Annotated in this window: 20 protein-coding genes and 6 tRNA genes; 13 read left to right on the top strand and 13 right to left on the bottom strand. The window is 61.3% G+C overall.

What is annotated here, in order from left to right; all coding sequences use genetic code 11:
- Positions 1–86: 86 nt before the first annotated feature.
- From CLM71_RS16960 to gltX, 3 genes are all read right to left on the bottom strand, one after another.
- Positions 87–162, bottom strand: a tRNA-Ala gene (locus CLM71_RS16960).
- A 62-nt stretch (positions 163–224) separates the two neighbouring features.
- Positions 225–300, bottom strand: a tRNA-Ala gene (locus CLM71_RS16965).
- A 253-nt stretch (positions 301–553) separates the two neighbouring features.
- Positions 554–1969 carry a glutamate--tRNA ligase gene (gene gltX / locus CLM71_RS16970; RefSeq protein WP_105232026.1) on the bottom strand — a complete coding sequence of 472 codons (1416 nt, stop codon included), beginning with the start codon at positions 1967–1969 and terminating at the stop codon, positions 554–556.
- Positions 1970–2262: 293 nt separating this feature from the next.
- Here gltX and CLM71_RS16975 point away from each other — a divergent pair.
- The 4 genes from CLM71_RS16975 (at position 2263) to CLM71_RS16990 (ending at position 2639) form a co-directional block, all read left to right on the top strand.
- A tRNA-Val gene (locus CLM71_RS16975) sits at positions 2263–2338 on the top strand.
- A gap of 27 nt (positions 2339–2365) precedes the next feature.
- Positions 2366–2441 (top strand) — tRNA-Val (locus tag CLM71_RS16980).
- A gap of 39 nt (positions 2442–2480) precedes the next feature.
- Positions 2481–2556: transfer RNA gene (locus CLM71_RS16985), tRNA-Val, on the top strand.
- A gap of 7 nt (positions 2557–2563) precedes the next feature.
- Positions 2564–2639, top strand: a tRNA-Lys gene (locus CLM71_RS16990).
- Between the two features lie 355 nt (positions 2640–2994).
- Here the strand turns inward: CLM71_RS16990 and dhbA are convergent.
- From dhbA to CLM71_RS17010, 4 genes are read right to left on the bottom strand one after another with little or no spacing between them, the layout of a single operon-like run.
- Complete coding sequence (dhbA, locus tag CLM71_RS16995) at positions 2995–3750, bottom strand: 2,3-dihydro-2,3-dihydroxybenzoate dehydrogenase (RefSeq protein WP_105232027.1); 756 nt, start codon at positions 3748–3750, stop codon at positions 2995–2997.
- Positions 3747–4613 carry an isochorismatase gene (locus tag CLM71_RS17000; protein WP_105232028.1) on the bottom strand — a complete coding sequence of 289 codons (867 nt, stop codon included), beginning with the start codon at positions 4611–4613 and terminating at the stop codon, positions 3747–3749. The genes dhbA and CLM71_RS17000 overlap by 4 nt, the downstream gene beginning before the upstream one ends.
- 3 nt (positions 4614–4616) lie before the next feature.
- On the bottom strand, positions 4617–6248 hold the full coding sequence (locus tag CLM71_RS17005) for a (2,3-dihydroxybenzoyl)adenylate synthase (protein WP_105232029.1): 1632 nt from the start codon (positions 6246–6248) through the stop codon (positions 4617–4619).
- A gap of 7 nt (positions 6249–6255) precedes the next feature.
- On the bottom strand, positions 6256–7464 hold the full coding sequence (locus tag CLM71_RS17010) for an isochorismate synthase (protein ID WP_105232030.1): 1209 nt from the start codon (positions 7462–7464) through the stop codon (positions 6256–6258).
- Positions 7465–7698: 234 nt separating this feature from the next.
- Here CLM71_RS17010 and fepB point away from each other — a divergent pair, with 234 nt between their 5' ends.
- On the top strand, positions 7699–8649 hold the full coding sequence (gene fepB, locus CLM71_RS17015; RefSeq protein ID WP_105232031.1) for a Fe2+-enterobactin ABC transporter substrate-binding protein: 951 nt from the start codon (positions 7699–7701) through the stop codon (positions 8647–8649).
- On the opposite strand, the gene entS is transcribed toward fepB, so the two are convergent.
- Positions 8636–9907 carry an enterobactin transporter EntS gene (gene entS, locus CLM71_RS17020; RefSeq protein WP_105232032.1) on the bottom strand — a complete coding sequence of 424 codons (1272 nt, stop codon included), beginning with the start codon at positions 9905–9907 and terminating at the stop codon, positions 8636–8638. The two genes, fepB and entS, sit on opposite strands and share 14 nt — an antisense overlap.
- A 136-nt stretch (positions 9908–10043) precedes the next feature.
- Between entS and fepD the strand changes: the two genes are divergently transcribed.
- From fepD to CLM71_RS17045, 5 genes are all read left to right on the top strand, one after another.
- Positions 10044–11117 carry a Fe(3+)-siderophore ABC transporter permease gene (fepD, locus tag CLM71_RS17025; protein WP_105232033.1) on the top strand — a complete coding sequence of 358 codons (1074 nt, stop codon included), beginning with the start codon at positions 10044–10046 and terminating at the stop codon, positions 11115–11117.
- Entirely contained in the window at positions 11117–12142 is a 1026-nt protein-coding gene (gene fepG, locus CLM71_RS17030; protein ID WP_105232034.1) for an iron-enterobactin ABC transporter permease, read from the top strand. Before fepD ends, fepG begins: the two co-directional genes overlap by 1 nt.
- Positions 12139–12942, top strand: a complete 804-nt coding sequence (locus CLM71_RS17035) for an ATP-binding cassette domain-containing protein (protein ID WP_105232035.1) — start codon at positions 12139–12141, stop codon at positions 12940–12942. The genes fepG and CLM71_RS17035 overlap by 4 nt, the downstream gene beginning before the upstream one ends.
- A gap of 97 nt (positions 12943–13039) precedes the next feature.
- Positions 13040–13663 (top strand): hypothetical protein, encoded by a 624-nt coding sequence (locus CLM71_RS17040; RefSeq protein ID WP_105232036.1) that lies wholly within the window; start codon positions 13040–13042, stop codon positions 13661–13663.
- Positions 13664–13735: 72 nt separating this feature from the next.
- Positions 13736–13930 (top strand): hypothetical protein, encoded by a 195-nt coding sequence (locus CLM71_RS17045; RefSeq protein WP_158684829.1) that lies wholly within the window; start codon positions 13736–13738, stop codon positions 13928–13930.
- Between the two features lie 75 nt (positions 13931–14005).
- Here CLM71_RS17045 and CLM71_RS17050 read toward each other — a convergent pair whose 3' ends face one another.
- The 3 genes from CLM71_RS17050 to fes form a co-directional block, all read right to left on the bottom strand.
- Positions 14006–17902: an enterobactin synthase subunit F gene (locus CLM71_RS17050; protein ID WP_199776417.1), complete on the bottom strand. Its 3897-nt coding sequence runs from the start codon at positions 17900–17902 to the stop codon at positions 14006–14008.
- Positions 17903–17967: 65 nt separating this feature from the next.
- Positions 17968–18177 carry an MbtH family protein gene (locus tag CLM71_RS17055; protein ID WP_105232039.1) on the bottom strand — a complete coding sequence of 70 codons (210 nt, stop codon included), beginning with the start codon at positions 18175–18177 and terminating at the stop codon, positions 17968–17970.
- Complete coding sequence (fes, locus tag CLM71_RS17060) at positions 18155–19537, bottom strand: enterochelin esterase (RefSeq protein ID WP_105232040.1); 1383 nt, start codon at positions 19535–19537, stop codon at positions 18155–18157. Before fes ends, CLM71_RS17055 begins: the two co-directional genes overlap by 23 nt.
- Before the next feature lie 313 nt (positions 19538–19850).
- On the opposite strand from fes, the gene CLM71_RS17065 reads away from it, so the two are divergent.
- Positions 19851–22145, top strand: a complete 2295-nt coding sequence (locus CLM71_RS17065; RefSeq protein WP_105232041.1) for a TonB-dependent siderophore receptor — start codon at positions 19851–19853, stop codon at positions 22143–22145.
- A 128-nt stretch (positions 22146–22273) separates the two neighbouring features.
- On the opposite strand, the gene alsS is transcribed toward CLM71_RS17065, so the two are convergent.
- Together alsS and budA are read right to left on the bottom strand one after the other, a co-directional pair.
- The gene (alsS, locus tag CLM71_RS17070; protein WP_105232042.1) at positions 22274–23959 is read right to left on the bottom strand and encodes an acetolactate synthase AlsS; all 1686 of its coding nucleotides are present in this window, start codon (positions 23957–23959) and stop codon (positions 22274–22276) included.
- A gap of 69 nt (positions 23960–24028) precedes the next feature.
- Entirely contained in the window at positions 24029–24808 is a 780-nt protein-coding gene (budA, locus tag CLM71_RS17075) for an acetolactate decarboxylase (protein ID WP_105232043.1), read from the bottom strand.
- 402 nt (positions 24809–25210) lie between these two features.
- Here budA and CLM71_RS17080 point away from each other — a divergent pair, with 402 nt between their 5' ends.
- The gene (locus tag CLM71_RS17080) at positions 25211–26113 is read left to right on the top strand and encodes a LysR family transcriptional regulator (RefSeq protein ID WP_105232044.1); all 903 of its coding nucleotides are present in this window, start codon (positions 25211–25213) and stop codon (positions 26111–26113) included.
- Positions 26114–26174: 61 nt separating this feature from the next.
- Entirely contained in the window at positions 26175–26723 is a 549-nt protein-coding gene (locus CLM71_RS17085; protein WP_105232045.1) for a nucleotidyltransferase family protein, read from the top strand.
- The last annotated feature ends 6 nt before the right edge of the window (positions 26724–26729 follow it).

Below are 26729 nucleotides of genomic sequence, written 5' to 3' on the forward strand. Positions count from 1 at the left end.
CTTTTTTATTGGCTAATGTTCCGGATAAGGCTGCGCTAAACGCTGCAAAGCAAAAAGCCGACCCTAAGGTCGGCTTTTCTAAATGATGGTGGAGCTAAGCGGGATCGAACCGCTGACCTCTTGCATGCCATGCAAGCGCTCTCCCAGCTGAGCTATAGCCCCACAAATGTGGTCCGCATTAACCGGCGTTACGGTGTCTTCGCCAACCTTTCTGAGATAAAGGTTGGTGGAGCTAGACGGGATCGAACCGTCGACCTCTTGCATGCCATGCAAGCGCTCTCCCAGCTGAGCTATAGCCCCGACTCACAATCACTTTGTGCTGTGAACGGGGCGCATAATATGAAACCCACCGTACGCTGTCAACGGCTAAATTAAATTCCTCGATCAAGCGCTGAAAAAGCCGCCAAATCAGCGCGTTTGCAGCTAAAGATTGACCATTGCGGGCAAAAATACGCCGCTTCCTCCCCCGCGATTTGATCGGGTACATGTCCGGTCAGTGAAAAAAAACCCCGGGAACGCATCCCCGGGGTTTTTCATCGGCCTGCCTTTACGATCAGGCTTGTGCTTCGCGCTCGGCAATATAGGCCAGCGCCATATCGATACGCTGCAGAGAACGCTGCTGACCGATCGCCTGTACAGTAACGTCCATGCTTGGCGACTGGCCGGCGCCGGTAACGGCAACGCGCAGCGGCATCCCTACTTTACCCATGCCGACGCCCAGTTCGTCCGCCGCGCCCTGAATGGCGTCATGCACGTTTTCCGCCGTCCAGTCGCTGATGGCTGCCAGCTTGGCGCGTACGGTCTCCAGCGGCTGACGCGCCACCGGACGCAGGTGTTTCTTCGCCGCGTCGGCGTCAAACTCGCTGAAGTCTTCATAGAAGTAACGGCAGGCCGCCGCCATCTCTTTCAGCGTCTTGCAGCGCTCGCCCAGCAGTTTGACGATGTCTTTCAGCTCCGGCCCGTTGCGCGTTTCAATGCCGAGTTGCTCAACGTGCCAGGCCAGGTGCACCGCCACCTGCTCGGCCGGCAGATGGTTAATGTAGTGGTGGTTCAGCCACTGCAGCTTTTCGGTGTTGAAGGCGCTGGCGGATTTGCTGATGGCGTCCAGCGTAAAGAACTGTTTCATCTCGTCGACCGAGAAGATTTCCTGATCGCCATGGGACCAGCCCAGACGCACCAGATAGTTGAGCAGCGCTTCCGGCAGATAGCCGTCGTCGCGGTACTGCATAACGCCGACCGCGCCGTGACGCTTGGACAGTTTTTTGCCGTCATCGCCCAGGATCATCGAAACGTGCGCATACTCCGGCACCGGCGCGCCCAGCGCTTTCAGGATATTGATCTGACGCGGCGTGTTGTTGATATGGTCTTCACCGCGGATCACGTGGGTAATCTCCATATCCCAGTCGTCCACCACCACGCAGAAGTTGTAGGTCGGCGAACCGTCGGTGCGGCGGATGATCAAATCGTCCAGTTCCTGATTGCTGAATTCGATCGGGCCACGGATCTGGTCGTTAAAGATCACCGAGCCTTCCTGCGGGTTACGGAAGCGCACCACGTGCGGCTCATCCGACGTATGGCTGCACTGGCTGTCGCGGCAGCGGCCGTCATAACGCGGCTTCTCACCGTTTTCCATCTGCTTTTCACGCAGCGCTTCCAAACGCTCTTTAGAACAGTAGCAGCGGTAGGCGGTACCCTGCTCCAGCATCTGGTCGATCACCGCATTATAGCGATCGAAGCGTTTGGTCTGGTAATACGGGCCTTCGTCCCAATCCAGATTCAACCAGTTCATGCCATCCATAATCGCATCGATAGCATCCTGGGTGGAACGTTCCAGATCGGTATCTTCGATACGCAGCACGAACTCACCGCCGGCATGACGGCTGAACAACCAGGAGTAAAGCGCTGTACGGGCGCCGCCGACGTGCAGGTAGCCGGTTGGGCTAGGTGCAAAACGGGTTTTGATTTTCATTGGGATCACTGCCTTATTACGCAACGTCGCGTCGACGGGTGTCGACAATTGCTCGGAATTGAAAAAAGTGGGCAACATTGTATCACTACGCGTTAATTCCTCAACGCCGACGCGGCGTCCGGCAAGTTTATTTCACCCTGCCAACATCGTATTTCTTCCTATTATGCGCAAAGAATCGGCATTGCTGGCGATAAATATCGCAGCTTGCTTAAATTTGCGGCGAACGATTGAAATCATTTTAAAAACCGTTGACTCACTTTGAACTATCCCTATAATGCGACTCCAACAAGACGGGGCGATTAGCTCAGTTGGTAGAGCATCTCCTTTACACGGAGGGGGTCGGCGGTTCGAGCCCGTCATCGCCCACCATCTTGTTGAGAGCAGTAAGAAAAATGAGGGTGATTAGCTCAGTTGGTAGAGCATCTCCTTTACACGGAGGGGGTCGGCGGTTCGAGCCCGTCATCACCCACCATCATTTTCATGCTCAAGCAGTACCTGGAAGTCCCGAAGTGGGTGATTAGCTCAGTTGGTAGAGCATCTCCTTTACACGGAGGGGGTCGGCGGTTCGAGCCCGTCATCACCCACCACTTCTATGGGTCGTTAGCTCAGTTGGTAGAGCAGTTGACTTTTAATCAATTGGTCGCAGGTTCGAATCCTGCACGACCCACCATATTAGAAAAAAGCGCCTTTTGGCGCTTTTTTTGCATGTGCGCTCCATAATAATCCTCAACGCCAACATGACATATGCCTCAGAGGTCGTGTTGGATGAGGCAAAAGCGTTTACGCTTTTGAACAGCGCTTGCGCTGGCCCGCAGGGCGAGTCTCATGGATGAGACGAGTAATCAGCGAAGCGAGACGACAACGCGCAGCGTTGCCCGTAGGGCGAAGGCCAAAGGCCGAGTCAATCCTGCACGACCCGCCATATACGTCCTGTCACCACGCCCTGCGCCCTTTCCACAGCCCAAACAAAAAAGGCGCAGCCTGCGCTGCGCCCCCAATATCCGGCCATAGCCACACGGTAGCCCTCAGGCCGCCAGCGTCGCCCCGCCGTCAATCACAATATCCTGCATGGTGATATGGCCGGCCATATCCGAAGCCAGGAACAGAATGGCATCGCTGACCTCCTGCGGCTGAGCGATTTTCCCCAGCGGAATGCCCAGCTTAAACTGCTCGGGGAAACCGTTGATGGTTTTTTGCTCGCCGGTTTCATCCTGCCACATGCCGCGCTGCATCGGCGTATTGGTCGAACCTGGCGACACCATATTCGAACGCACGCCGAATTCGGCCATTTCCAGCCCCACGGTCTGGCACAGGCTACGCAGCGCCGCCTTGGAGGCGCAGTAAGCCGCCATGCCGACGCGCGGCACGTGCGCCGCGTTGGAGGCAATGCTGACGATCGCACCGCGACGCTGGCGGCGGAATACCGGCAGCGTGTGGCGGAACATATTGAACGCCCCGCCGGCGTTAACATTCAGGCAGGCCATCCAGTCGGCGCTGCTGGTGGCGTCGGTCAGGCCCATGCGCAAAATGCCGGCGCCGTTGACCAACACGTCCAGCTCGCCGTGCTCCGCCAGCAGCCGCGTGCATACGCGATCCACCGCCTCGGCGTCGGCGATATCCAGCACTTCGGTGCGGAATGGGTACGCCGACTCGGCGAACCGCAGATCAAAGCCGATAACCTCGGCACCCGCTTCCGCAAACTGTCGCGCGGTCTGTAAGCCGATGCCGGCGCCTGCGCCGGTCACCCATACGCGTTTGCCGCTAAAATCCCAGTTGCTCATCCGGCCTGCTCTCCGGCGAGCAGCGCCCACCAGCTGTCAATGGTCGGATTCTTGGCCAGCGCGATAAAATCGATATCGCCGCGAATTTTACGCCAGCGCGTCGCCAGCTCCATAATGCGCACCGAATCCAGGCCGTAATCAATCAGGTTCTCGTCGTTGCCCATATCTTCGCTGTCTTCATCCAACAGCGGCAGGATCATCGCCCGCAGCGCCTCTTTGCTGGCAATGGCGTTGCTTTGCGGCAGCAGTTCGGCGGTGCTGACCACGCGGCCGCAGCGGCCGGCGGTGTAACGCAGCGCCATCAGGTGTTCGTCGCGCGAGAAGTCCGCCAGCCCATCCGCCACCATAAACGGCTGGATATTACGCATAAATGCGTCGATGGAGGTGGTCAGGCAGCCGATATGCGCGTACACGCCGCAGATAATCAGCTGGTCACGGCCGGTTTCCTGCAAGATGTCCTGCAGCGGCGAGCGATGGAAGGCGCTGTAGCGCCATTTCACCAGCACGGTGTCATCCTCTTCCGGCGCCAGCGCAGCCACCACCGCCTGCTGTTCCGGATGTTTATTCAGCCCCGGCCCCCACATATCGTTCAGCAGCGCACGGTCTTCATCGCTCTGCTGGTTCGGCTGCGCGGTATAAAATACCGGGATGCCCTGAGACTTGCAGTAGCGGCGCAGGTTGGCGATATTCTCCACAACCTGTTTGATCATCGGGCTGTCTTCACCCCAGAAGTTAAGAAAATACTGCTGCATATCGTGAATCAGCAGCGCGGCGCGCTGTGGCTCAACCGTCCAGTTGACCTTATTGGCCGGTAATTCAGCCGCGGTCGGCAGCGCATAATCATTGAGTTTAGGAATGGCCATCGTTCAATCTCCCTGGACCTGGGTGGCTTGCTGCGCTTCCAGCAGGCGCTGGCGCAACAGTTTCTTGTCAACTTTACCGACCGCCGTCAGCGGCAGGCTCTCAACCTGCACAAAACGGTCCGGTAATTTAAATTCAGCAACGCCCTGCTCACGCAGATGACGGCGCAGCACCACCGGCTTGAGCGTCTCGCCGGCGATAAAATAGGCGCAGCTCTTTTCACCCATCAGCGCATCCGGCATCGATACCAGCGCGGCGTTAATCACCGCACCATGACGCAGCAGCAGGTTTTCGATCTCTTCCGCCGCGATTTTCTCGCCGCCGCGGTTGATCTGATCTTTTTGCCGCCCTTCCACGCAGATATAGCCGTCTTCAGTCATGCGAATCAGATCGCCAGAGCAGTAGAAACCATCGGCGTCGAACGCGTCGGCATTGTGCGCCGGGCTCTGGTAGTAACCGCGGAAGGTGTACGGGCCGCGCGTCATCAGGCGACCGACCTGGCCGGCCGGCAGCGGATTACCGTCGTCATCAGCCACCCAGACTTCGTCGTCCGGCGACATCGGGCAGCCCTGCGTGGTGAGGATATGGCGATCGTCATCGTCCAGTTGGGTATAGTTCACCAGCCCTTCCGCCATGCCGAACACCTGCTGCAGCTGGCAGCCAATCTCCGCCGGAATGCGCGCCGCCAGGCTTTCGCCCAGCTTGGCGCCGCCGACCTGCAGCAGCTTCAGGCTGGCGAGCGGCGCGTTGCCGCCCCACTCTTCAATCGCCTGCAGCCACAGCGTGACCGCCGGCGGCACCAGCGCGGTGACGTTAATCTGATGCTGCTCAATCAGTTTGAAGCACTGACCGGCGTCCGGATCGGCGGCGAACACCACCTGACCGGCGGCATAAAACACGCCCAGCACGCCCGGCGAGCTCATCGGGTAGTTATGCGCCACCGGCAGCGCGCACAGGTAACGCGTCTCACTGTCAAAACGGCACACCTCTACGCTGCGGCGAATGCTGTAGTAGTAATCATTGTGGGTACGCGGAATCAGTTTCGGCGTGCCGGTGCTGCCGCCGGACAGCTGGAAAAACGCCACCTGGTCGGCCGCAGACGGCGTTGCGCGGAAATCGCCGCGCTCTTCCGCCAGCATCGCCGCCAGCGACTGTTCGCCCTGCGCCTGGCTGCGCAGCGCCACCACGCGCAGCGACGGGTGCTGCGCCCGGAAGGTCGCCAGAAAATCGTCATTGCCGAACAGCGCATGTTTGCTGTCTGCAATCAGCACCGCCGGTTTGATTTGCTCGGCGTAGGCGTTCAGTTCGCTGCGCTGGTGACTGAACAGCGCATTGACCGGCGCCACGCCAATTTTCAGCAGGGCGAAGAAGGTGACATAAAATTCCACCACGTTGCCCAACTGCACCAGGGCGGTTTCCCCCGGCTGAATACCGCGGCGCAGCAGCGCGGCGGCCAGACTATCTGACTGTTGATGCAGCTGGCGATAGCTCAGGCTGCCCTCGGCGTCGACCAGTGCGGTCGCGTCGCTGTCCGCCTGGCGATCGAGAATGTCGGTCAGCGGTTGGTCAATCCAGTAGCCGCGGTCGCGGTAGCGCTGGGCAAACTCGGCCGGCCACGGGGTAAATGCAATACTCATGGTGTTGTTATCCTTGGTTCAATCCAAACGCACGCAAAATGGTGCTGAGCTTGGTGCCGGTTTCATGCCATTCAGACTCCGGCGAAGAATCTTTAACGATGCCGGCGCCGGCAAACAGGCGCACCTGGCGGCCCTGCACGGTGCCGCAGCGGATGGTGACCACCCACTCGCCGTTGCCTTCGGCGTCGCACCAGCCGACGATGCCGCCGAACAGGCCGCGGTCAAAAGGCTCCAGTTCGGCAATCAGATCGCGCGCTTTCAGCGTCGGCGTGCCGCACAGCGCCGGCGTAGGGTGCAGCAGGCAGGCCAGCGACAGCGCATTCTCCCGGCGGCAGTCCACTTCGCCGTCGATCGGCGTCGACAGATGCCACAGCGTGGTGGTGCTCAGCAGTTCGGGAGCCGTCGGGATATTCAGGTAGCGGCAGCGGCCGGTCAGCACCTGGCGCATACCTTCGGTGACAAAATCGTGCTCGACGTTATCTTTGCTCGACGCCAGCAGCTGCTCGCTCACCTCACGGTCGCGCTGCGGATTGGCGTCGCGTCGGGCGGAGCCGGCCAGCGGGTTGGAATAGAACTGCGCGCCGGACTTACGCAGCAGCAGTTCCGGGCTGGCGCCCAGCAGCGCCCCGTCTTCCAACGGCACATGGAAATGAAAACCGTTCGGGTTCTGCGCGATAATGCGCGCCATCAGCGCCTGGCGGTCGACCGGCTGCCGGGTTTCGATTTCCAGCAGGCGCGACAGCACCACCTTATCCAGCTCGCCGCTGGCAGTTGCCGCCACGGCGTCGCTGACCATCTGCATAAAGGGCGCCTGCGCCGGCAGTTCATTCAGGGCGTCAATTTCCGGGCCGTCGGCGTCGGCCGCCGGCTGCGCCGCCATAAAGGCTTCGCGATCAAACCACTGGGTATGCTGCGGAATAAACAGCGACGACGGCTGGCGGGTATCAAACGGAATCGCGCCGCACAGCACCGGCTTTTTAATGCCGGCCAGTCGCGCGTCGTCAAAGGCGTAACGCACGGCCTGCTGAAACTCGCCGTTGATATCATCACCGCCGGCGGCCGGCAGAGTGATAGTGGCAAAGCACCCTTGCGTCGTCAGGCTGCGAAAAGGTGATGTGAAAAAGAAGCCTGACGCCGGATCGACACCGAATTGCGCCTGTTCGTTCTCTTTCGCGTGCGGTGCCTTCTGCTGAGCACCATTCACGGCTGTATCCATGGGTACGCCCTCTGTTATTCGCCAATAATAACCAATATAATAATGATTATCATTTGTGTTTCGTGGCGCTAAATTACCCTCCGTCTTTGGCTATGTCAATAAACGTAAACACTTCTTTACCCTGATAATCATGGTATAAACGTTGTGGTATTCTCTAGATAAATGATAACCATTAAGCTTTTCGCATTTAACGGCGAGTCAGGCTCGTCAACGACACCAACAAGGATTACCCGGATGAAGAAGATCCTGCTTTTGGGGCTGGCGTTATTGGCCATCTCAGCAGCACAGGCGGCTTCCCCACAGTGGCCCCGCACGATTGAAACCTCCCACGGCCCCGTCACCCTCAAGCAGCCCCCGACGCGCATCGTTTCCACCAGCGTGACCCTGACCGGCACCCTGCTGGCGATTGACGCCCCGGTGATCGCCAGCGGCGCCACCAACCCCAACGGGCGCTTTACCGATAAGCAAGGCTTCTTCCTACAATGGGGAAAGATCGCCACACAGCGCGGCGTGAAACGTCTGTACGTCGGCGAGCCCAATGCCGAAAGCATTGCCGGCGAAGCGCCGGACCTGATTGTGATTTCCGCCACCGGCGGCGACTCCGCGCTGCAGCTGTATGACCAGCTGTCCGTCATCGCGCCGGTGCTGGTGGTCAACTATGACGATAAAAGCTGGCAGGAACTGGCGAAAGAGCTGGGTTATGCCACCGGGCGCGACGCCCAGGCCGAGAAACTGACCGCCGACTTCGCCGCCCGCGAACAGGCGCTGAAGCAGCACATCACGCTGCCGCCGCAGCCGGTCTCCGCCCTGGTTTTCCGTCAGGACGGCAAAGCCGCCAACCTGTGGACCGGCGAATCCTCACAGGGGAAAATGCTGCTGCAGCTGGGGTTCACCCTGGCGCAGCCGCCGGCCAACCTGCACACCAGCACCAGCCAAGGCTCGCGTGAAGATATTATTCAACTGTCGGGAGAGAGTCTGGCGGCGGGGCTGAATGGCCAGACGCTGCTGCTGTTCGCCAATGACGAGAATGACGTACAGCGTCTGGTGAATAATAAATTTCTGGCGCAGCTGCCGGCGGTGCAAAATAAACAGGTCTATGCGCTCGGCAACGAAACCTTCCGTCTGGACTACTACAGCGCCAGCAACCTGCTGACGCTGTTGGAAAAACGCTTTACTTCCCGCTAGTCTGCGCCGCAGCGGGCTGGAGGGTCGCCTCCGGTTCGCTGCGCGTTACCCGCCGCAAACTGCCCATCACCAACAGCAGCACCACGCCCAGCAGCGCCGCACCGAAGCCGAAGCCGGTCGAGGTCATGGCCGGTAGCATAAACGCCCCCATCGCCCCCAGCAGCAGCGCGCCCAGCGCGTCGCCCACCACGTTCTGCGCGGTCCACAGGCCGTTGATGCGGCCAAGGAACGCATCCGGCGTCAGGTTCTGAATCAGCCCGTACTGCAACAGGGAATTCAGCGCGCTCAGATAGCCAAAGGCCACCAGACACGCCAGCGCCAGGCCGTACCACGGCATCAGGCCAAACAGGCCGACGGCGATAAAGGCAGCGATGGCGGTCAGCAGCATCATCCAGCCCGGCCGCGCCACCTGCGCCACCCGGCCGCTGGTGAAGGCGCCGAGGGCGGCCCCCAGCGGCACGGCGGCATACATAAAGCCCAGTTGCGAAGCGTCAACGCCCCAACTGCCGGCCAGCGCCGGATAGAGGATGCGCACCGCGCTGGCCATGGTCAGCAGCGCGCCGATCAGCGCCACCATGCCAATCACTTTGTTCTGGAACAGGAAGGCGAAACCGCCGGCCAGCGCCTTCAGCGGGTGTTCGCGCGGCTGCTCCGGCGGCAGCAGCTGCGGCAGACGCAGCAACGGCACCAGCGTCAGCAGCGTGCCAAGCGCCGCCAGCCCGTAATTCCAGGCCACCCCGGCGTGGGCGATCAGCAGACCGCCCGCCGCCGGTGAGAGAATCGAGCCAAAGCGTACCGTCAGCATGCTGATGGCGCCGGCCTGTACGATATTTTCACGGCCGACCAGCGCCGGCGTCGCCGCCAGCAGCGCCGTGACGCCCACCGCACCGAAGAAGCCGTCCCACACCGCCAGCAGGTAAATCGCCGTCAGCGACGGCTCCGGCAGCGCCGCATTGAGGCACATGCCGACAAAGCCGACGCCGCAGGTGGAGCGGGCAAGCAGGATCAGGCGACGGCGCTCATAGCGGTCGGCCAGGACGCCGCCCATCAGCAGACCGGCAAACATGCCGCCGCCGGCCAGCGTCACCGCCAAACCAACCAGCAGCGTCGAATCGGTCAGCGCCTGGATCTGCACCGGAATGGCAATCGCCATCAATCCCAGCGCCAGAATAGAGATAAAGCGCGCGCAGAAAACGGCGCGGAACGCCTGATTGGTCTTTAACAAACCAAAATCAAGCAAAATCGAGGGCTTACTCATGTGTTTTATCACCACAGCTTTATAAAGGAATTGCACGCTTGCTACTGCAATGGGGCAGCGACTCATGCTACCATAGATGAATACAATCAATAATGATAATAAATATCATTAATATTCAATTGAATAATGGGCTGTTATGTTCCGGCTTACACACAATTGCTCGCACGCTGCTTCAGCGCCCCAGGAAACTCTGTTTTTAGGTACTACGCGCGCCTTTCGCCGCCGGCTTTACGCGCTACTGTTCGCCGTACTGATTCTGCTGCTGATGATGGCGCTCAGCCTGGCGCTGGGCGCGCAATCCATCCCCTTCTCCACCGTTCTGCAGGCATTAAACGGCCAGTGCAGCGGCGTTGACTGCGTGATCATCACCGACGCCCGCCTGCCGCGTACGCTGATCGGCGTGCTGGCCGGCATCGCGCTCGGTCTGGCCGGCGCCCTGATGCAGACCTTGTCGCGCAACCCGCTGGCTGACCCGGGCATTCTCGGCGTCAACGCCGGCGCCGGTTTCGCCGTGGTGCTGGGCATGTCGCTGTTCGGCGCCACCGACATCGATCAATATCTGTGGTTCGCCTTTGCCGGTGCGCTCTGCGCCTCGCTGCTGGTGGCGCTGGTGGGTGCGCTCGGGCGCAGCACGCTGAATCCGGTGCGCCTGACGCTGGCGGGCGTGGCGCTGGGCGCGGTGCTGGACGGCATGACCACCGGGATTTCTCTGCTTAACCCGCAGGTGTTCGACCAGCTGCGCTTCTGGCAGGCCGGCTCGCTGGATATCCAAAATATGCAGGTGGTGCGCACCGTCGCGCTGCCGATTCTCCTCGGTACGCTGATCGCCCTGTGGCTGACCAAAGCCCTCAACAGCCTGAGCATGGGCAGCGATCTGGCCACCGCTCTGGGTACCGGCATCGTACGTACGCAGCTGCTCGGCCTGCTGGCCATCACCCTGCTGTGCGGCGGCGCCACCGCCGCCGTCGGCCCAATCGCCTTCGTCGGCCTGATGATGCCGCATATCGCCCGCCGTCTGGCCGGCTCCGAACTGCACTGGATTTTACCCTGGACGCTGGTGCTGACGCCGATCCTGCTGCTCAGCGCCGATTTAGTCGGCCGTTTCCTGGTGCCGGGCGAGCTGCGCGTCTCCATCGTCACCGCGCTGATTGGCGCACCGGTGCTGATTGCGCTGGTGCGTCAGCGTCATATGTTCAGGAGGAGCCGCTGATGGCCAGCCATACCGCCATGTTGTCCGCGCCGCAACGCGCCGCCCGCCTGTCGCGCGCCACCCTGACCGTGCTGCTGCTCACCGCCGCCTGCGCAGCACTGGCCGTCTACGCCCTCGGCGCCGGCACGCTGTCTTTGAGCGCTGCGCAGGTGATTGACGCCCTGCGCGGCGAAGGCCCCGCCAATCTGGCGGTAATCGTCACCCAGTGGCGTCTGCCGCGCGTGGTGATGGCGCTGCTGCTGGGCGCGGCGCTCGGCATCAGCGGCGCGATATTCCAGTCGCTGCTGCGCAACCCGCTGGGCAGCCCCGACGTTATCGGTTTCAATACCGGTGCCTACAGCGGTGTACTGGTGGCCGTGGTGCTGTTTAACAGCAGTATCCTCGGCATCACCAGCGGCGCGCTGGCCGGCGGCCTGCTGACCGCGCTGCTGATATACCTGCTGGCCTGGCGTAACGGCGTTGACGCCTTTCGCCTGATTATCGTCGGCATCGCGGTACGCGCGCTGCTGATGGGCGCCAATACCTGGATGATCGTCAGCGCGTCGCTGGAGGCATCGATGACCGCCGGCCTGTGGAGCGCCGGTTCACTGAACGGCATCACCTGGGCGAAAAGCCAGCCGGCGCTGCTGGCAATCGCGCTGTCGACGCTGCTGTTGTGCGGCCTGTCGCGCCGCATGCGTCTGCTGGAGATGGGCGACGACGCCGCCTGCGCGCTCGGCGTTTCGGTCGATCGATCGCGCGTTCTGCTGTTGCTGCTCGGCGTGGTGCTGACCGCCGCGGCTACCGCCGTCGCCGGGCCGATCTCCTTTATCGCGCTGGTGGCGCCGCAGATCGCCCGCCGCCTGTGCGCCAACCGCCACGTGCTGCTGCTAACCGCGCTGACCGGCGCCCTGCTGCTGCTGGCGGCCGACGTCGCCGCCCAGCGGCTGTTTATACCGTATCAATTGCCGGTCGGCGTGCTGACCGTCTGCCTGGGCGGTATTTACCTGATTTGGCTATTAATCCGTGAGTCACGTAGAAAATGAATACTGTAACGCCGCTGTCCGCGCCGCTGCGCGCCGAAAACCTGACGCTGGGCTATGACAAGAAAATCGTGGCGAGCGACCTGTCCGTCGCCATTCCGCACGGCGAGCTGACGGTCATTATCGGCCCCAACGCCTGCGGCAAGTCGACGCTGTTGCGTACCCTCAGCCGCCTGATGCAGCCGCAGCAGGGCCAGGTGTGGCTGAATGACAAACCCATCCGCGACTACGCCACCAAAGAGGTGGCGCGCCAGCTCGGGCTGCTGCCGCAAACGTCGATCGCCCCCGGCGATATTACCGTGTTCGATCTGGTGGCCCGTGGCCGCTATCCTCATCAGCGCCTGTTCAGCCGCTGGCGGGAGGAGGATCAGCAGGCGGTAGAAGAAGCGATGCGCGCCACCGGCGTGGCAGATCTGGCGGAACAGGCGGTCGACACGCTCTCCGGCGGTCAGCGCCAGCGCGTATGGATCGCCATGGTGCTGGCGCAGCAAACGCCGCTGCTCTTGTTGGACGAACCGACCACCTGGCTGGATATCACCCACCAGATCGAACTGCTGGAGCTGATGCGCCAGCTGAACCGCGAGCGCGGCCATACGTTAGTGGTGGTGCTGCACGATCTGAACCACGCCTGCCGCTACGCCACCCATCTGATTGCCATGCGCGGCGGAAAGGTGATCGCCGAAGGCGCGCCGAAAGATATCGTCACGCCGCAGCTGATCGAAGAGGTGTACGGCCTGAAGTGCATGATCATTGACGATCCGGTGTCGCATACGCCGCTGGTGGTGCCGCTGGGTAAACCCTGAACTTTGCGATCGGCCTTCCTGATTTAAACATCGCCGTTTGCCGTCCCCCAGACCCGTCGTTAACCTACCGGGAACCACGGATCAAAGGCATTAAATCATGGAAGATATCGTCAACGGCCAATGCCCGCCCCGGCAGAGGCCGCTTTCTGCAACAACGCATAAAGAAATCATTCGTCAGGCTCTGGCCGATATGAATACGGTGTTAATTGCCGGCGGGTTGACCATCACGGCTGTTCAACGCGCCGATGAAAGCTGGCTACACCACAATATGCATCGGCTCAGACTCAACTGGCACCATTTAGTATCACGCCTTGACGACCGCACCATGCGTTACCGCCACCAGGAAGGCTTTGATTTTGCCTTCAAACTACAAACGGACCCTACGCAGCCTGCCGGCATTTGCCTGTATATCTACGATGTTCACTTCAATACTCTCGAAGTCACTGCCCTTGAAAACTTTGTGACGGATAACGCACGGCACCCGCTCCACGGCAAAATGTTTAAGTACGTTTTGTATACCTTATATTTCTATGCGCTCGGGCTGATAGCACGCTGCGGCTGTGATGAAAAAACGCTGCGCATAACCATCCGCCAGGCGATTAATCCGCATACGCTTCGCTACTACTTATCCCATGCCGACTTCCGGCAGATTCCCGGCAGTATGGACTGCGTTACGCGTTTTAGCGCACTGGAAGCCTATATTGAAAACTACTCGCGCTGACGTTGGGTTCGCAGCAAGCTCATGGTAAAATTTGTCCAATTTTCAGACAGCAGACAAGCGAGGGAAATGCAGATGCTCAACACTAAACGCCCGATCGCCGAGCGCCGGGCCCTGGCGCTCAACCGCCTGGTCCGCTCGGTTCAGTCAGAACAGGACCAGCCATCCAATAACCCGGTTATTGAAGCGTCCGGCCCGCCTTCCGGCACTACGGCTGCAGATAATCCCGTGCTGCATCGGCATGTGTATGCCGATTCCCCATCGGACTGACACCGATTAACGATAAAAAAGGCGCTTACGCGCCTTTTTAATGCCTCATCATCGGGCGCAACGCGCCCTGCCCGCCTACAGCGTACGCAAGATACGGTTCAACAGCGGCCCCAGCACCTTGAACGATGCCGGCGATACGATGTCCACATGCGCGCAGTCCAGCTCGTGTACCTGCAACGCATCAACATATTCCGCCCAGGTCTGCTGCACGTCCATCCCTTCCTGCAGCGTGCGTTTGGCGACAAACAGCGTCGCCTGACCACGGAAGTTGGCGGTATGGGTACGGGACAGCAAGCGCACCGAGTCGGCGTAGTTGGCTTCAATATTGTCGAACATCGCCGTGCGGGTCTCACCCAGCGCCGGGTCCAGCGTATCTTCCGACACCGCCAGGAACTGTTCGCGTTCGCGCTGCACTTCTTTCAGCACGTTATCGTCCAGCATCACGTCCCAGTTCTGCGTTTCCGGCGGATAGGTATCCAACAGTCCGAGGAACGCCACCTCTTCACCGCGCGCCTGCAGCCGGGCGGCAATGCCCTGCGCCAGCGTGCCGCCCAGCGAATAACCGATGAAGTGGTACGGGCCGTGCGGCTGTACCGACAATACCGTCGCCAGATGCGCCTCGCATACCTGATCCATATCTTCGCTCAGCGCCAGCGGGCCGTCAGGGCGCGGCGACTGAATGCCCACCAGCGACCAGTGCTGATCGATATAGCGCGGCAATACGCTGAACTGCCAGGAGAAACCGGAGGCCGGATGCAGGCAGAACAGCGTCGGGCCGTCGGTAGTGCGCAGCGGCAGCACGCTGTCGAAGCCGCAGCGGTCGGCCTCTTCCTGCGTACGCTCCTCCGCCAGCAGCGCCGCCAGCTGTTCCACCTTCGACGCCACCATCACCTGTCCGACTGAAACTGCCTTATCCAGATCGCGGCGCAGTTCCGCCGCCAGACGCATCGCCAGCAGTGAATGGCCGCCCAGGGCGAAGAAGTCGTCGTCGGCAAACACCTGCTCACGCTGCAGCAGACGGGCGAACACCGCGGCGATCTCGCTTTCCAGCCCGGGCAGCGGTTCACGGCCGGCGCTGCGCGTGCCGCTTTGCGGCTGCGGCAGGGCTTTACGATCCAGTTTGCCGTTGGCGCTGAGCGGCAGCTCCGCCATCTCCACCAGCGCGACCGGCACCATGTGCGGCGGCAGGCGGTCGGCCAGCGCAGCGCGCAGCGCCGTCAGATCCAGCGTCACCCCCGCCTGCGGCACCAGATAGCCCACCAGCTGGCGCGCGTCGCCGCCGGCGTCCGTCGGCGTACCGGTCAGCACCAGCGCATGGGTCACCGCCTGCTGCACGCCCGGCAGCGACAGCAGCGCGTGATCGATCTCGCTCAGTTCGATGCGCTGCCCGCGGATCTTCAGCTGATCGTCGCTGCGCCCCAGATATTCCACCGCCCCGTCGGGCAGCCAGCGCGCCACGTCGCCGGTGCGGTACATCCGTCCGCCGTCGCCAAACGGGTCGGCAACAAAACGGCTGGCGGTCAGCTCCGGCCGCCCCAGATAGCCGTGCGCCAGCTGCACCCCGGTCAGGTACAGATCCCCGGCAACGCCCGGCGGCACCGGGCGCAGACGCGCATCAAGAATACGCAGCCCGGTATTCCACACCGGCAGGCCAATCGGTACGTTGGTGCCGGTTACCGCCGCCAGCGCCTCACCCCAGGCCGGATGCCAGGTCACGTCCACCGCGGCCTCCGTCGGGCCATACAGGTTGTGCAACGGCACCGCGGTGCGGCTCTGCCACTGACGGCACAGCTCGGCCGGCAGCGCTTCGCCGCTGCAGAATACCCGGCGCAGGCTGGCGCACTGTTCAACCGCTTCCGGCCCTTCCAGCGCGCTGACAAACGCCGCCAGCATCGACGGCACAAAGTGCATGGTGGTCACGCGGTGGCGGGCGATCAACTGCTGCAGCTGCTGCGGGTCACGGTGCGCTTCCGGCGGAGCCATCACCAGCTGCGCGCCGACGATCAGCGGCCAGAAGAACTCCCAGACCGACACGTCGAAACTGCACGGCGTTTTCTGCAGCACCACGTCTTGCGCATTCAGCGGATAGTGGTCCTGCATCCACAGCAGGCGGTTAACGATCGCCTGATGGCCGACCAGTACCCCTTTCGGCCGGCCGGTGGAGCCGGAAGTGAAAATAATATAGGCCGGATGGTGCGGCGTCGGCCCCGTCACCTCGACCTGCGCGGCATGGTCGGCGGCCAGCGGCGCATCGAACAGCAGGATATCGCCCTGTCCGGCAAAACGCGCCTGCTGCGACGGTTCAGTGATAATCAGCCGCGGTATGGCGTCTTCCAGCATCATCGCCAGACGCTCATCGGGATAACCGGTATCCAGCGGCAGATAGGCGGCGCCGGCTTCAACAATCGCCATCAGCGCCAGCGACAGGAATACCGAACGCGGCAGCGCCACGGCAACGATATCGCCCGGCCGCACGCCCTGTACGGTCAGCTGGCGCGCCAGCGCGCTCACCTGTTCGCGGGTCTCGCGGTAGGTAAAGCGGAAATGCGCATCGGACAGCGCCGGCGCGTCCGGCGTGCGCTGCGCCTGCTGCGCCAGCAGGCCGCTCAGCGTCTGCGGCGCCACCGGGTGGGCAGTATCATTCACCTGCTCCAACAGCGCATGGTCAGCGGCGGTCAGCATATCGGCTTCCCCCACCGGCAGCTGCGGCCGGGCGGTAAACTGGCTCAGCAGCAGCGGCAAACGCTGCAGATGGGCCGCCAGTTCATCGCGCTGATAACGCTCGGCATTGGCCAGCAGTTCTACCTTCAGCTGGCCGTCGTCGCCGATAAACAGCGCAATTTCCAGATCGCGCACCGGCCCGGAGGCCAGATCGTGGGTAATGCCGGCAATACCGTCAAAATCCAGCTGGTAATCAAACATTTTAAAATTGAATACCGTGCCGTACAGCGGCTCGGCATCGCCAATGCGTCCCAGATCGCGCTGCACCTGCTCGGCATCATAACGCTGATGGCGGCGCACCTTCTTCAGCTCACGGCTGAGCGTGAGCGCCACCTCCGCCAGCGTCGCCTGCGGATCCACCAGCATCTCCATCGGCAAGACGTTAATCACCGGCCCGGTGGCGCACAGCGCGGCGGAACCGGTACGGCGCATAAAGATAAAGCCGGCGCTGAAGTGCGGCTGGCCGCTCAGGCGCGACACCCACAGCGCCAGCAGCGCGATCGCCATATCGGCGGCGTTGAGCTGATGCTGGCGGCCAAGCGCCGCCAGCGGTGCGAAATCGGCCGCCGAACAGTGCTGGCTCAGGCGATGAATGCGCGTGGTCGGCGCCTGCCCGGCCAACGGCTGCGGGCTGAGGGTCGCCGGCGGCGGCAGCTGGGCTGCCTTATCGCGCCAATAACCGGCATCCCGCTGCCAGCCGGCGGACTGTTGATACGCCTGATATTCGGCCACTACGTCGCTAAATGCGCTGAACGGCGTCGGATCCGGCGTTTCGCCGCGGCGCAGCCGGCTGTAAATGTGGGCGACACGACGGGTAATGGCGGTAAAGCTGAAGCCATCGACCAGCATATGGTGATAGCGCTGATACCAGAACCAACGATCGTCCGCCACGCGCATCAGCACGTTGCGGTACAGCGGGTTTCCGCTGCTGACACGCAGCTCGCCGTTGAGATCGATGTCCATCAGCGCCGTCGCCGCGGCTTCGGCGTCCGCCGAGTCGGTAAAATCGAGATATTCCGCCGCGTGGATGGCACACTCTGCATCCAGCCACTGCAGCGGCACGCCGTCGCGCTCTTCAAAGCGCAGACGCAGGGTATCGGCCTCGGACAATCCCAGGCCGATGGCGCGCAGCAGGCACTCTTTGTCCAACGCGCCATTCAGTTCAATATAATGCGCCACCGCATAGGCATTGCCGTGCGGCGAAATTTGATCGGCGACCCAGATGCCGGGCTGCGCCGCAACCAGCGGCATCTCCGGGCATGCCTGATAATCCGCCGCTAAATTAGAATTTTCTGACACCGTACTTGCTCCAGTCATCATTGTTGCTCACGCTGCGCGGCGGGCCGCATGTCCCGCCAGTGCGTTTCCAGCCAGCCGACGCATTCGGCGCGTTCTGCCGGGCCGAACACCGTACGCCAGCCGTCCGGTGCCGGACTGAAGTCAGGCCACAGGCTGTACTGCTGCTGCCCGTTGCACAGAATCAGGCAGCGCTGCTGCGGGTCGTCAAACGGGTTCGGCATGTCCATCGCGGGCTCCTTGAATCAGACGGGGATCGGCAACCGGCGTGGTTTGGTGGGCGGTGACAAAATCAGGCTGCCACAGCGCCTGCAGGCCATCCAGCAGGCCGCCGCGCCAGCACAACGCATCATGGCCGCCTTCGACCGCCCGATAGTGCACCCGATGTCCGCGCTGGCTGAGCAGCGTCGCCATCTGGCCGCTGACCCGATGCACCAACGGCTCATGCATGCCGGCTTCCATAAACACCTTCAGCGCGCCGTGGCTGCCCAATCCCTGCTCTACCTGACGCTGCAGCCAGCAGGCGTCCTCTGGCGGGGTCGGCAGTTGCAGCATATCGCGCCGCGGCCACCAGTAAGAACCGGACTGGGCGATTACCGCGCCGAAACGCTGCGGCCAGTTCAACCCGGCATACAACGCGGAGAGGCCGCCAAAACTTTGCCCGGCCACCACGGTGCGCGCAGCCTCGGCGCTGTGCGGCGCCCACTCCGCCAACTGCGGCAGCAGCTCTTCCTGCAGCGCCAGCCAGAAATCGGGGTTACAGCTCAGCTCCTGGGCGCGATGTTTCAAATCGATAATATCGATCAGCACATACACCGCTGCCGGCAACTGGCCTGCACGGGTCATCTGCATCAGCGGATCCCACACCGGCATCTGCTGTGCCCAGAACTGGCCGTCGAGCAGAATCGCCAGCGGTCGCTGCGTCGGATCGCCGTCGCCGGTGGTGTACACCCACACTTTGCGGCTGTTGCCGAGCCGCTCGCTGTGCCAGGTATGCTGCTGCAGACGCGCCGGCGCCGGCGGAATGCAGCGGCCGCTGGCAACCTCATAGTTGTCAAAATCATGCCAGGCAGGCTGCGGCGGCGCTTCCGGCATATGCAGCCCGGAGACAATATTACCGCCGGCGGCCGGCCAGGAGCGGTAAGGGTTCAACAGATCGTGCGTCGCGCTGGCGAACACCTGATGCCACCAATGGCGCCGCGCATGCATATTGGCGTGGGCATCGGCCCCGTCGACGCGCAGCGGACGGTCGTCCATGCTGGGAATAAAGCAGTAACTGCCGCGCCAGTCGGCGTTCAGTTCAGTTTGCCAGTACCACACATCGCTGCCGCTCAGACGCTGCAGACTCTGCGGCGGATTCGGCTGATGGTGGTCGGTCAGGCAATTAATGTTGATCCAGACGCGCTTATAGGCGGACGTCAGTTCGCACCCCTGCGGATCGCGCCAGAGGAAGGTCACCTTCCAGCGGCCGTTGTCGGTCGGTTCCACCAACGGCGTGCCGCGCCGGGCAATCTCCAGCCACCAGCCATGGCTCCCGACGTGCTTGCTTGTTAATAACGTACTGCTTGTTGGCTGTTGTTCAGTTTTCAAAACACCCACTCACCTGGTAGTTGGCATAACACGCTGTGCGCACGGAAAATATCCGGCTGCCCTACCGCATATATAGACACGGTAAATCGAATACTATTGATAATTATTTTCATTTGCAATAGTGTGTACGGGCCCACAAACAGGGTCGGTATTCTTCATCGGGGACGGATGCCGATTATTAGTAACGGGTCGAATGCCGGGCGCGTCTCCGGCTTATTCTATCCATGAATCATTGACGACATAAAAAACGACAACCGGCTGCCCTGCCGGCATGAGCTACGCCGCAGGGATGGCAAAACGGCAGGAAATCACAATGAATCGCACACTTTCTCGTTATTCTCTGGCTACCTTTATCGGCCTGGGTTTAGGCGCGTCCACTTTGGCGCACGCCGCACAGCAAACGGATACCCCCTCAAACGCGGAAAACACCGCCGCCGCTGACGATAAAAAACCAGCAAAACCGGCCGAAGACACCATCCTGGTGACCGCCGCCAAGCAGAACCTGCAGGCGCCCGGCGTCTCTACCATCACCGCCGACGAAATCAAAAAGCGCCCGCCGGCGCGCGATATCAGCGAACTGATCCGCACCATGCCCGGCGTCAACCTGACCGGCAACTCCACCAGCGGCCAGCGCGGCAACAACCGCCAGCTGGATATCCGCGGCATGGGACCGGAAAACACGCTGGTTCTGATCGACGGTATGCCGGCCAGCAGCCGCAACTCGGTGCGTCAGGGCTGGCGCGGCGAGCGCGATACCCGCGGCGACACCGCCTGGGTGCCGCCGGAAATGATTGAGCGCATCGAAGTGCTGCGCGGCCCGGCCGCCGCCCGCTATGGCAGCGGCGCCGCCGGCGGCGTGGTCAATATCATCACCAAGAAACAGACCAAAGAACTGCACGGCTCGCTGAATGCCTACTACAACATTCCGCAGCATAAAGAGGAAGGCGCCACCAAACGCACCGACTTCAGCCTGGCCGGGCCGTTAACCGATACCCTGAGCTTCCGCCTGTTCGGCGGCTACAGCAAAACCCAGGCGGATTCCCAATATATCAACCAGGGTCATCAGTCCGACCGCTACGGCGCCTATGCCGACAGCCTGCCGGCCGGTCGCGAAGGGGTGATCGACAAAAACATCAACGGCCTGCTGCACTGGGATTTCGCCCATCTGCAATCGCTGGAGTTCGAATATGGCTACGGCCGTCAGGGCAACCTGTACGCCGGCGATACCCAGAACACCAACAGCAATGACCTGGTGAAGGATATGTACGGTAAAGAGACCAACCGTATGTACCGCGAAACCTACGCCTTACGTTATCAGGGCGCCTGGGACAACGGCGTCAGCACCAATAACTATGTGCAATACGAAAACACCCGCAACTCGCGGATGAACGAAGGGCTGGCCGGCGGCACCGAAGGGATTTTCAACGAGAAAGACGCCGGCTTTAACGATACCGATCTGGACGATATCCTGCTGCACAGCGAAGTCAGCGTGCCGTTTGAAATGTGGGTACCGCAAACCGCCACGCTGGGCGCCGAATGGAACCAGCAGAAGATGAAGAGCAGTTCAATCGTCAGCCAGGCGCTGCAGGGCGGCGATATCGACGGTCTCTCCAGTTCGGATCGCAGCCCCTACTCGTCCGCGCGTATTTTCTCGCTGTTTGCCGAAGATAATATTGAGCTCACCGACACCACCATGCTGACGCCGGGCATGCGCTACGATCACCACTCGGTGTCCGGCGATAACTGGAGCCCGTCGCTGAATCTGTCGCAGGAGCTGGGTGAATACTTCACCCTGAAGATGGGCATCGCCCGCGCCTATAAAGCGCCGAACCTGTTCCAGACCAACCCGAACTATATCCTGTACAGCAAAGGCCAGGGCTGCGCCAACAGCTCCAGCGGCGTCGGCTGCTACCTGATGGGCAACGACGATCTGAAGGCAGAAACCAGCGTTAACAAAGAAATCGGGCTGGAGTTCCACAACGACGGCTGGCTGGCCGGCGTCACTTACTTCCGCAACGACTACCGCAACAAGATCGAAGCCGGCTACACGCCTGTCAGCCAGACCAGCAACGGTAAAACCGATATCTATCGCTGGGAGAACGTGCCTAAGGCGGTGGTGCAGGGTCTGGAAGGGTCGCTGAACGTGCCGGTCAGCGAAACGGTCTCCTGGACCAACAACCTGACCTATATGATCGAGAACAAGAATAAGACCACCGACGATTACCTGTCGGTTATTCCCAAGTTCACGCTCAACTCCACCCTGAGCTGGCAGGCGACGCAGGACCTGTCGATGCAAAGCACCCTGACCTGGTACGGCCGTCAGAAGCCGAAGAAGTACAACTACAAAGGGGAAGCCACCAGCGGCAGTGAAAGACGTGAAGTCAGCCCGTACGCCATCGTCGGCCTCAGCGCCACCTACGACGTCAGCAAAAACGTCAGCATGACCGCCGGGGTAGACAACCTGTTCGACAAACGCCAGTTCCGCGCCGGCAACGCGCAGAACGTCGGCAACCCGACCACCGGCGCGGTCAATATTGCCGGCGCCGGGGCGGCTACCTACAACGAACCGGGCCGTACCTTCTATATGAGCATCAACACCCACTTCTGATAGCGGGTAACGCCGGGATGAAAACATCCCCCCCCGGCACTGCCATAAAAAAACCGGTCAGCATGTTGACCGGTTTTTTATTATCAACGCCCTCCAGGGCGCGTTTTCTATCAGGTAAAGAAGTCCGCTTAAATCATCTGGCTGAAATTCATCTGCGCCATCAGCTTGTAGTTATCGGCGTAATCCACCGGGATCGCCACCACCACCGGCCCCTGAATCTCCATCGCCTTACGCAGCACCGGCCGCAGCTCGTCCACCGACTGGACGGCGAAGCCCACCGCGCCGCAGGATTCGGCGTAGGCTTTAAAATCAATCGGCCCGAATGACACGCCGGATTTGCGCTGGTACTTGTTCACCTCCTGCATTTCCACCATGTTATAGGCGTTATCCACCCAGATAACGTGCACGATGTTGGTTTTCAGCCGCACCGCGGTTTCCAGCTCCATGCTCGACTGCATAAAGCCGCCGTCGCCGGAAATCGACACCACCTTATCCCCCGGCCGCACCAGCGCCGCACCGATGGCCCACGGCAGCGCCACGCCCATGGTTTGCTGGCCGTTGGAAATCAGCAGCTGACGCGCGCGGAAGCTGTACAGGTAGCGGGCGATCCAGATATGGAAGCTGCCCATATCCACGCACAGCGTCACGTCATCGCTGACGATATCCTGCAGCTCCTTCACGATGCGCAGCGGATGAATCGGCATGCCGCCGCGCCGCGCCGCACGCTCGGCCAGCTCGCTGCGCTGACGGCTCAGATCGGCCAGAATGGTTTCCACCTCCGTTGGTATGGTCAGCCGCCCCGGCAGGCTATCGCCGAGCGCCTGAATGGTGGCGCTGATATTACCCACCAGTTCGACGTCCGGCCGGTAACAGCAGTCGATCTCCGCCGGCTGCACGTCGATATGCACCAGCTTCAGATGACGCGCGCCGTTCCACATACACGGATCGTACTCAATCGGCCCGTAGCCGACGCTGACCACCAGATCGGCCTTTTGCAGCAGCTGATCCGCCGGTTGGTTATTGAACAGGCCGACGCGGCCGGCGAAACGGGCGAAATGATTAACGTCAATCGCCCCGGCCGCCTGATAGGTGCCGACCACCGGCATCTGCGTACGGTACAGCAGCTGACGTACCGCCTCGCTGTTTTCCGGCCGGCTGGCCTGCAGCCCCAGCAGCAGCACCGGGCAGGCGGCCTGCTGAATCAGCGCCGCCGCCCGCTGAATATCGTCGCTGGCCGCGGCGCCCATGCGCGGTGCGGGGCAGCCGGCCAGCACCGGCGCGCTTACCGGTTCATTGACGATATCCATCGGCAGACTGATAAAAGACGCCCCCGGACGGCCGAACTCGGCGCTGCGGAAAGCATTGGCGATCACCTCAGAAATCGCCGAACCGGCGTGTACTTCAGCGCAATATTTGGTCACCGGGCGGAACATGCTGACGGTATCCATACTCTGGTGGGTCTGCTTGAGGTTATCGGCACGTTTCACCGCCCCGCCCAGCGCCACCACCGCATCGCCTTCCGAGGTGGCGGTCGCCAGACCGGTGATCAGGTTGGAGCTGCCGGGGCCGGACGTCACCAGCGCCACCCCAGCCTTACCGGTCAGGCGGCCGACCGCCGCCGCCATAAAGGCGGCGTTGGCCTCGTGACGCACCACCACGGTCTCAATCGACGGCGCATCCTCCAGCGAATCAAACACCCGGTCGATTTTTGCCCCGGGGATGCCGAACACGTGCTTTACCCCCTGTGCTTCCAGATTTTTCACCACCAAATCGGCGCCGCATTGCCAGTTTTCATCCGTATTAAGCTGTTTCATGGTTCCACCTCATAAAGTAAAAAAATCGACCGCCGTTATTGCGCCACGACACGCATGGCGCAGGCCTGTTTAGCCTTCGGCAGAACGAATGGCGCTGTCCAAATCCTCCGGGCAGAGGTTGGTGCGCAGAAAATCCGCATCGTGCGGCAATTGAAGGTTGAGACGCGTGATGACGCCAAACTGCAGACGACCCTGCTCCAGCTGATAATCCAGCACGTGGCCGCCGCCGTTACGGTCGTCGGTGACAAAATGTTCGTGATAGCCGGCCACGCCGATGCCCTGCATATAATCCGGCGAGCGGAAGCCCACCAGCGTGCCGCAGCGCCGCGTAAAGGCGAAGGTCGGCTGTGCTTCTATCGCCTCCAGCATCGGCTTGTAGGGGCGTTCCTGACGCGGTACGGTGCGGGTTTCCACATGGCTGAACTCGCCGTCGACGCGCAGCGCGCAAAACAGATTGGGCGAGGCCACCTGTTCGTCGATGCACTGGTGCAGTTGAGCTTTGGTGATAGGACGGTCGAAATGCTGCGTGACGCTGGGCTTGAAAAAGGTCACTACGGCAAACGGCGTTTTTTGATCCTGCTGCGCCGGGCGTGCGCTGCCGTCGGCGCGCAGCTGATGAATTTCCTGGTCAAAGGCGATCAGTTCGCCGTCAAGATGGTTGAAGGTTCCCAGGCCGAAATCACCGTGGCGCAGCAGTTCGGCGATGGTGACGTCTCCCTCGTATACCCCGCCGATCAGCGCGCTCATCAGCGAAATCTGGTAAATCTCCCCTTCACCGGTTGCCGCCGACTGGCTGGCAAAACCCTGTGCCAAATGCTGCGCACAGGAACACCCGTGGTTCTGGTTCATGCAATACTCCTCCACCAGCGCGGACATACGGCGTCCGCGCGTTCAACTATGCTGCTCAGCCCGCTTCGCGTTGTAACGATTCAGCTACCGGCAACAAAAAATCGACCTCTGGGGTCGACACCACGTTGGGAGAAACAAATGATTAACATTTCTAACCTTTAGTCTCTCTGATTCCGCCGTGATAAAAACGTTTTCTGGTGTTGAAGCAAAAAAAGGGTTGCCGGAAGCTATCCGCCACAACCACGTAACAAGTTATGACAACAGTAATATTTTTACATTTTCTCTTAATTTATCGGCGATAACGTGTCGGAAACCCGCATTATCTCCTTAAAAATAGTAGGATTAAGCCGCAGCACTGAGAACCCTATATTCATAAGAAACGCTTTTGCATATAATGCAAAGATGAACGACACCCGTTATGCCGAACATTTGCCGATTTTTCTGGAAGTCGCCCAATTGGGCAGCTTCTCCGCCGCAGCCCGCAAGCTGGGCATGGTGCCCTCTTCGCTGGTGCGCCATATCGATACGCTGGAGCAACAGCTGGCGGTGACGCTGTTTATCCGCTCGACCCGCGGCTTACAGCTGACCGATGCCGGGAAAATGCTGCAGAGCCGCGCCGCAGCGCTGCAAGCCGATATGCTGACCCTGCGCGCCGAACTGCACTCGCTCAGCGATGTGCCGCAGGGCGTGCTGCGCATCAGTTGCCTGCCGACCTTTGGTAAAACCTACCTGTTGCCGCTGCTGCCGGAACTGGCGCAGCGCTATCCGCAGTTGGCGGTGGAGCTGGATTTCACCGAGCGCCCCGCCGATCCCAAACAGGAGTCCCTCGACGCCGCGCTGCGTATCGGCGAGCAGAAAGACAGCTCGCTGTATGCCCGCCGCATCGCCACCCAACGCTGGCTGATGTGCGCCAGCCCGGCCTATGTCGCCCGCTACGGACGCCCGAGCACGCTGGCCGACCTGCCACAGCACCGGCTGATTGCGCGCTTACATCAGCAGCAGCCGGCCTGCTGGGGGCAAATTCTTGACGCCGCGCTGCTTAACCGCTGCAAGCTGGCGTTACGCTGCGATGATTTCACCGCCCAGCGGCTGGCGGCGCTCAGCGGTATCGGCATCACCTTCCTGCCCAACTGGGTGGTAGGACCGGACGTGCATAGCGGCGCGCTGTTGCCGCTGATGGACGACCCGCGTGGCGAGGAGCAAGGGATTTATCTGCTGCGCCCGGTAGCCAAGGTTTCCGCCAGGCTGGCGGCCTTCACCACGCTGCTGCAGCAATATATCGGCCAGCCGCCCAGCTGGGCCTGAGACATCGCGCATTTCATCCTTTTCCGCTTCAGGGTACAGTAGCCGCAACCAAGGAGCGCTTATGCAGCCAGAGCAGCAGATTATTGAGTGGTTACAACAGGATGAAGCGCGCATCAACGCCCTGCGCGCCGCGCGCCGTCTGGGGCTGGGCGACTGGTGCCTCGGCGCCGGTTTTGTGCGCAATTTAGTGTGGGATCGGCGGCACGACTATGCGCAGCCGACGCCGCTGAACGATATCGACGTGATCCATTTTGATCCGCAGCGCACCCAGCCCGAACGCGATCGCATGCTGGAGGCGCGCCTGCGGGAGTGGTTGCCGCAGCCCTGGTCGGTGAAAAATCAGGCGCGGATGCACCTGCGCGCCGGGCGCGCGCCCTACCGCAGCAGTGAAGACGCCATCAGTTACTGGACAGAGATCGAAACGGCGGTCGGCGCACGGCTCAACGCCGACGACAGCATTACGCTGGTCGCCCCCTTCGGCCTGCAGGCGCTGTTCGCCGACAGCATTACCTTCAACGCCAAAAGCGCCAATTTCGCCGCCTATCAGCAGCGTGTTGCCGACAAAGGCTGGCTGCAGCGCTGGCCGCAACTGCGACAGTCTGCTGTCTAAAGTTTG

It is taken from the genome of Serratia sp. MYb239, assembly GCF_002966855.1.
GTDB lineage: Bacteria > Pseudomonadota > Gammaproteobacteria > Enterobacterales > Enterobacteriaceae > Serratia_B > Serratia_B rhizosphaerae.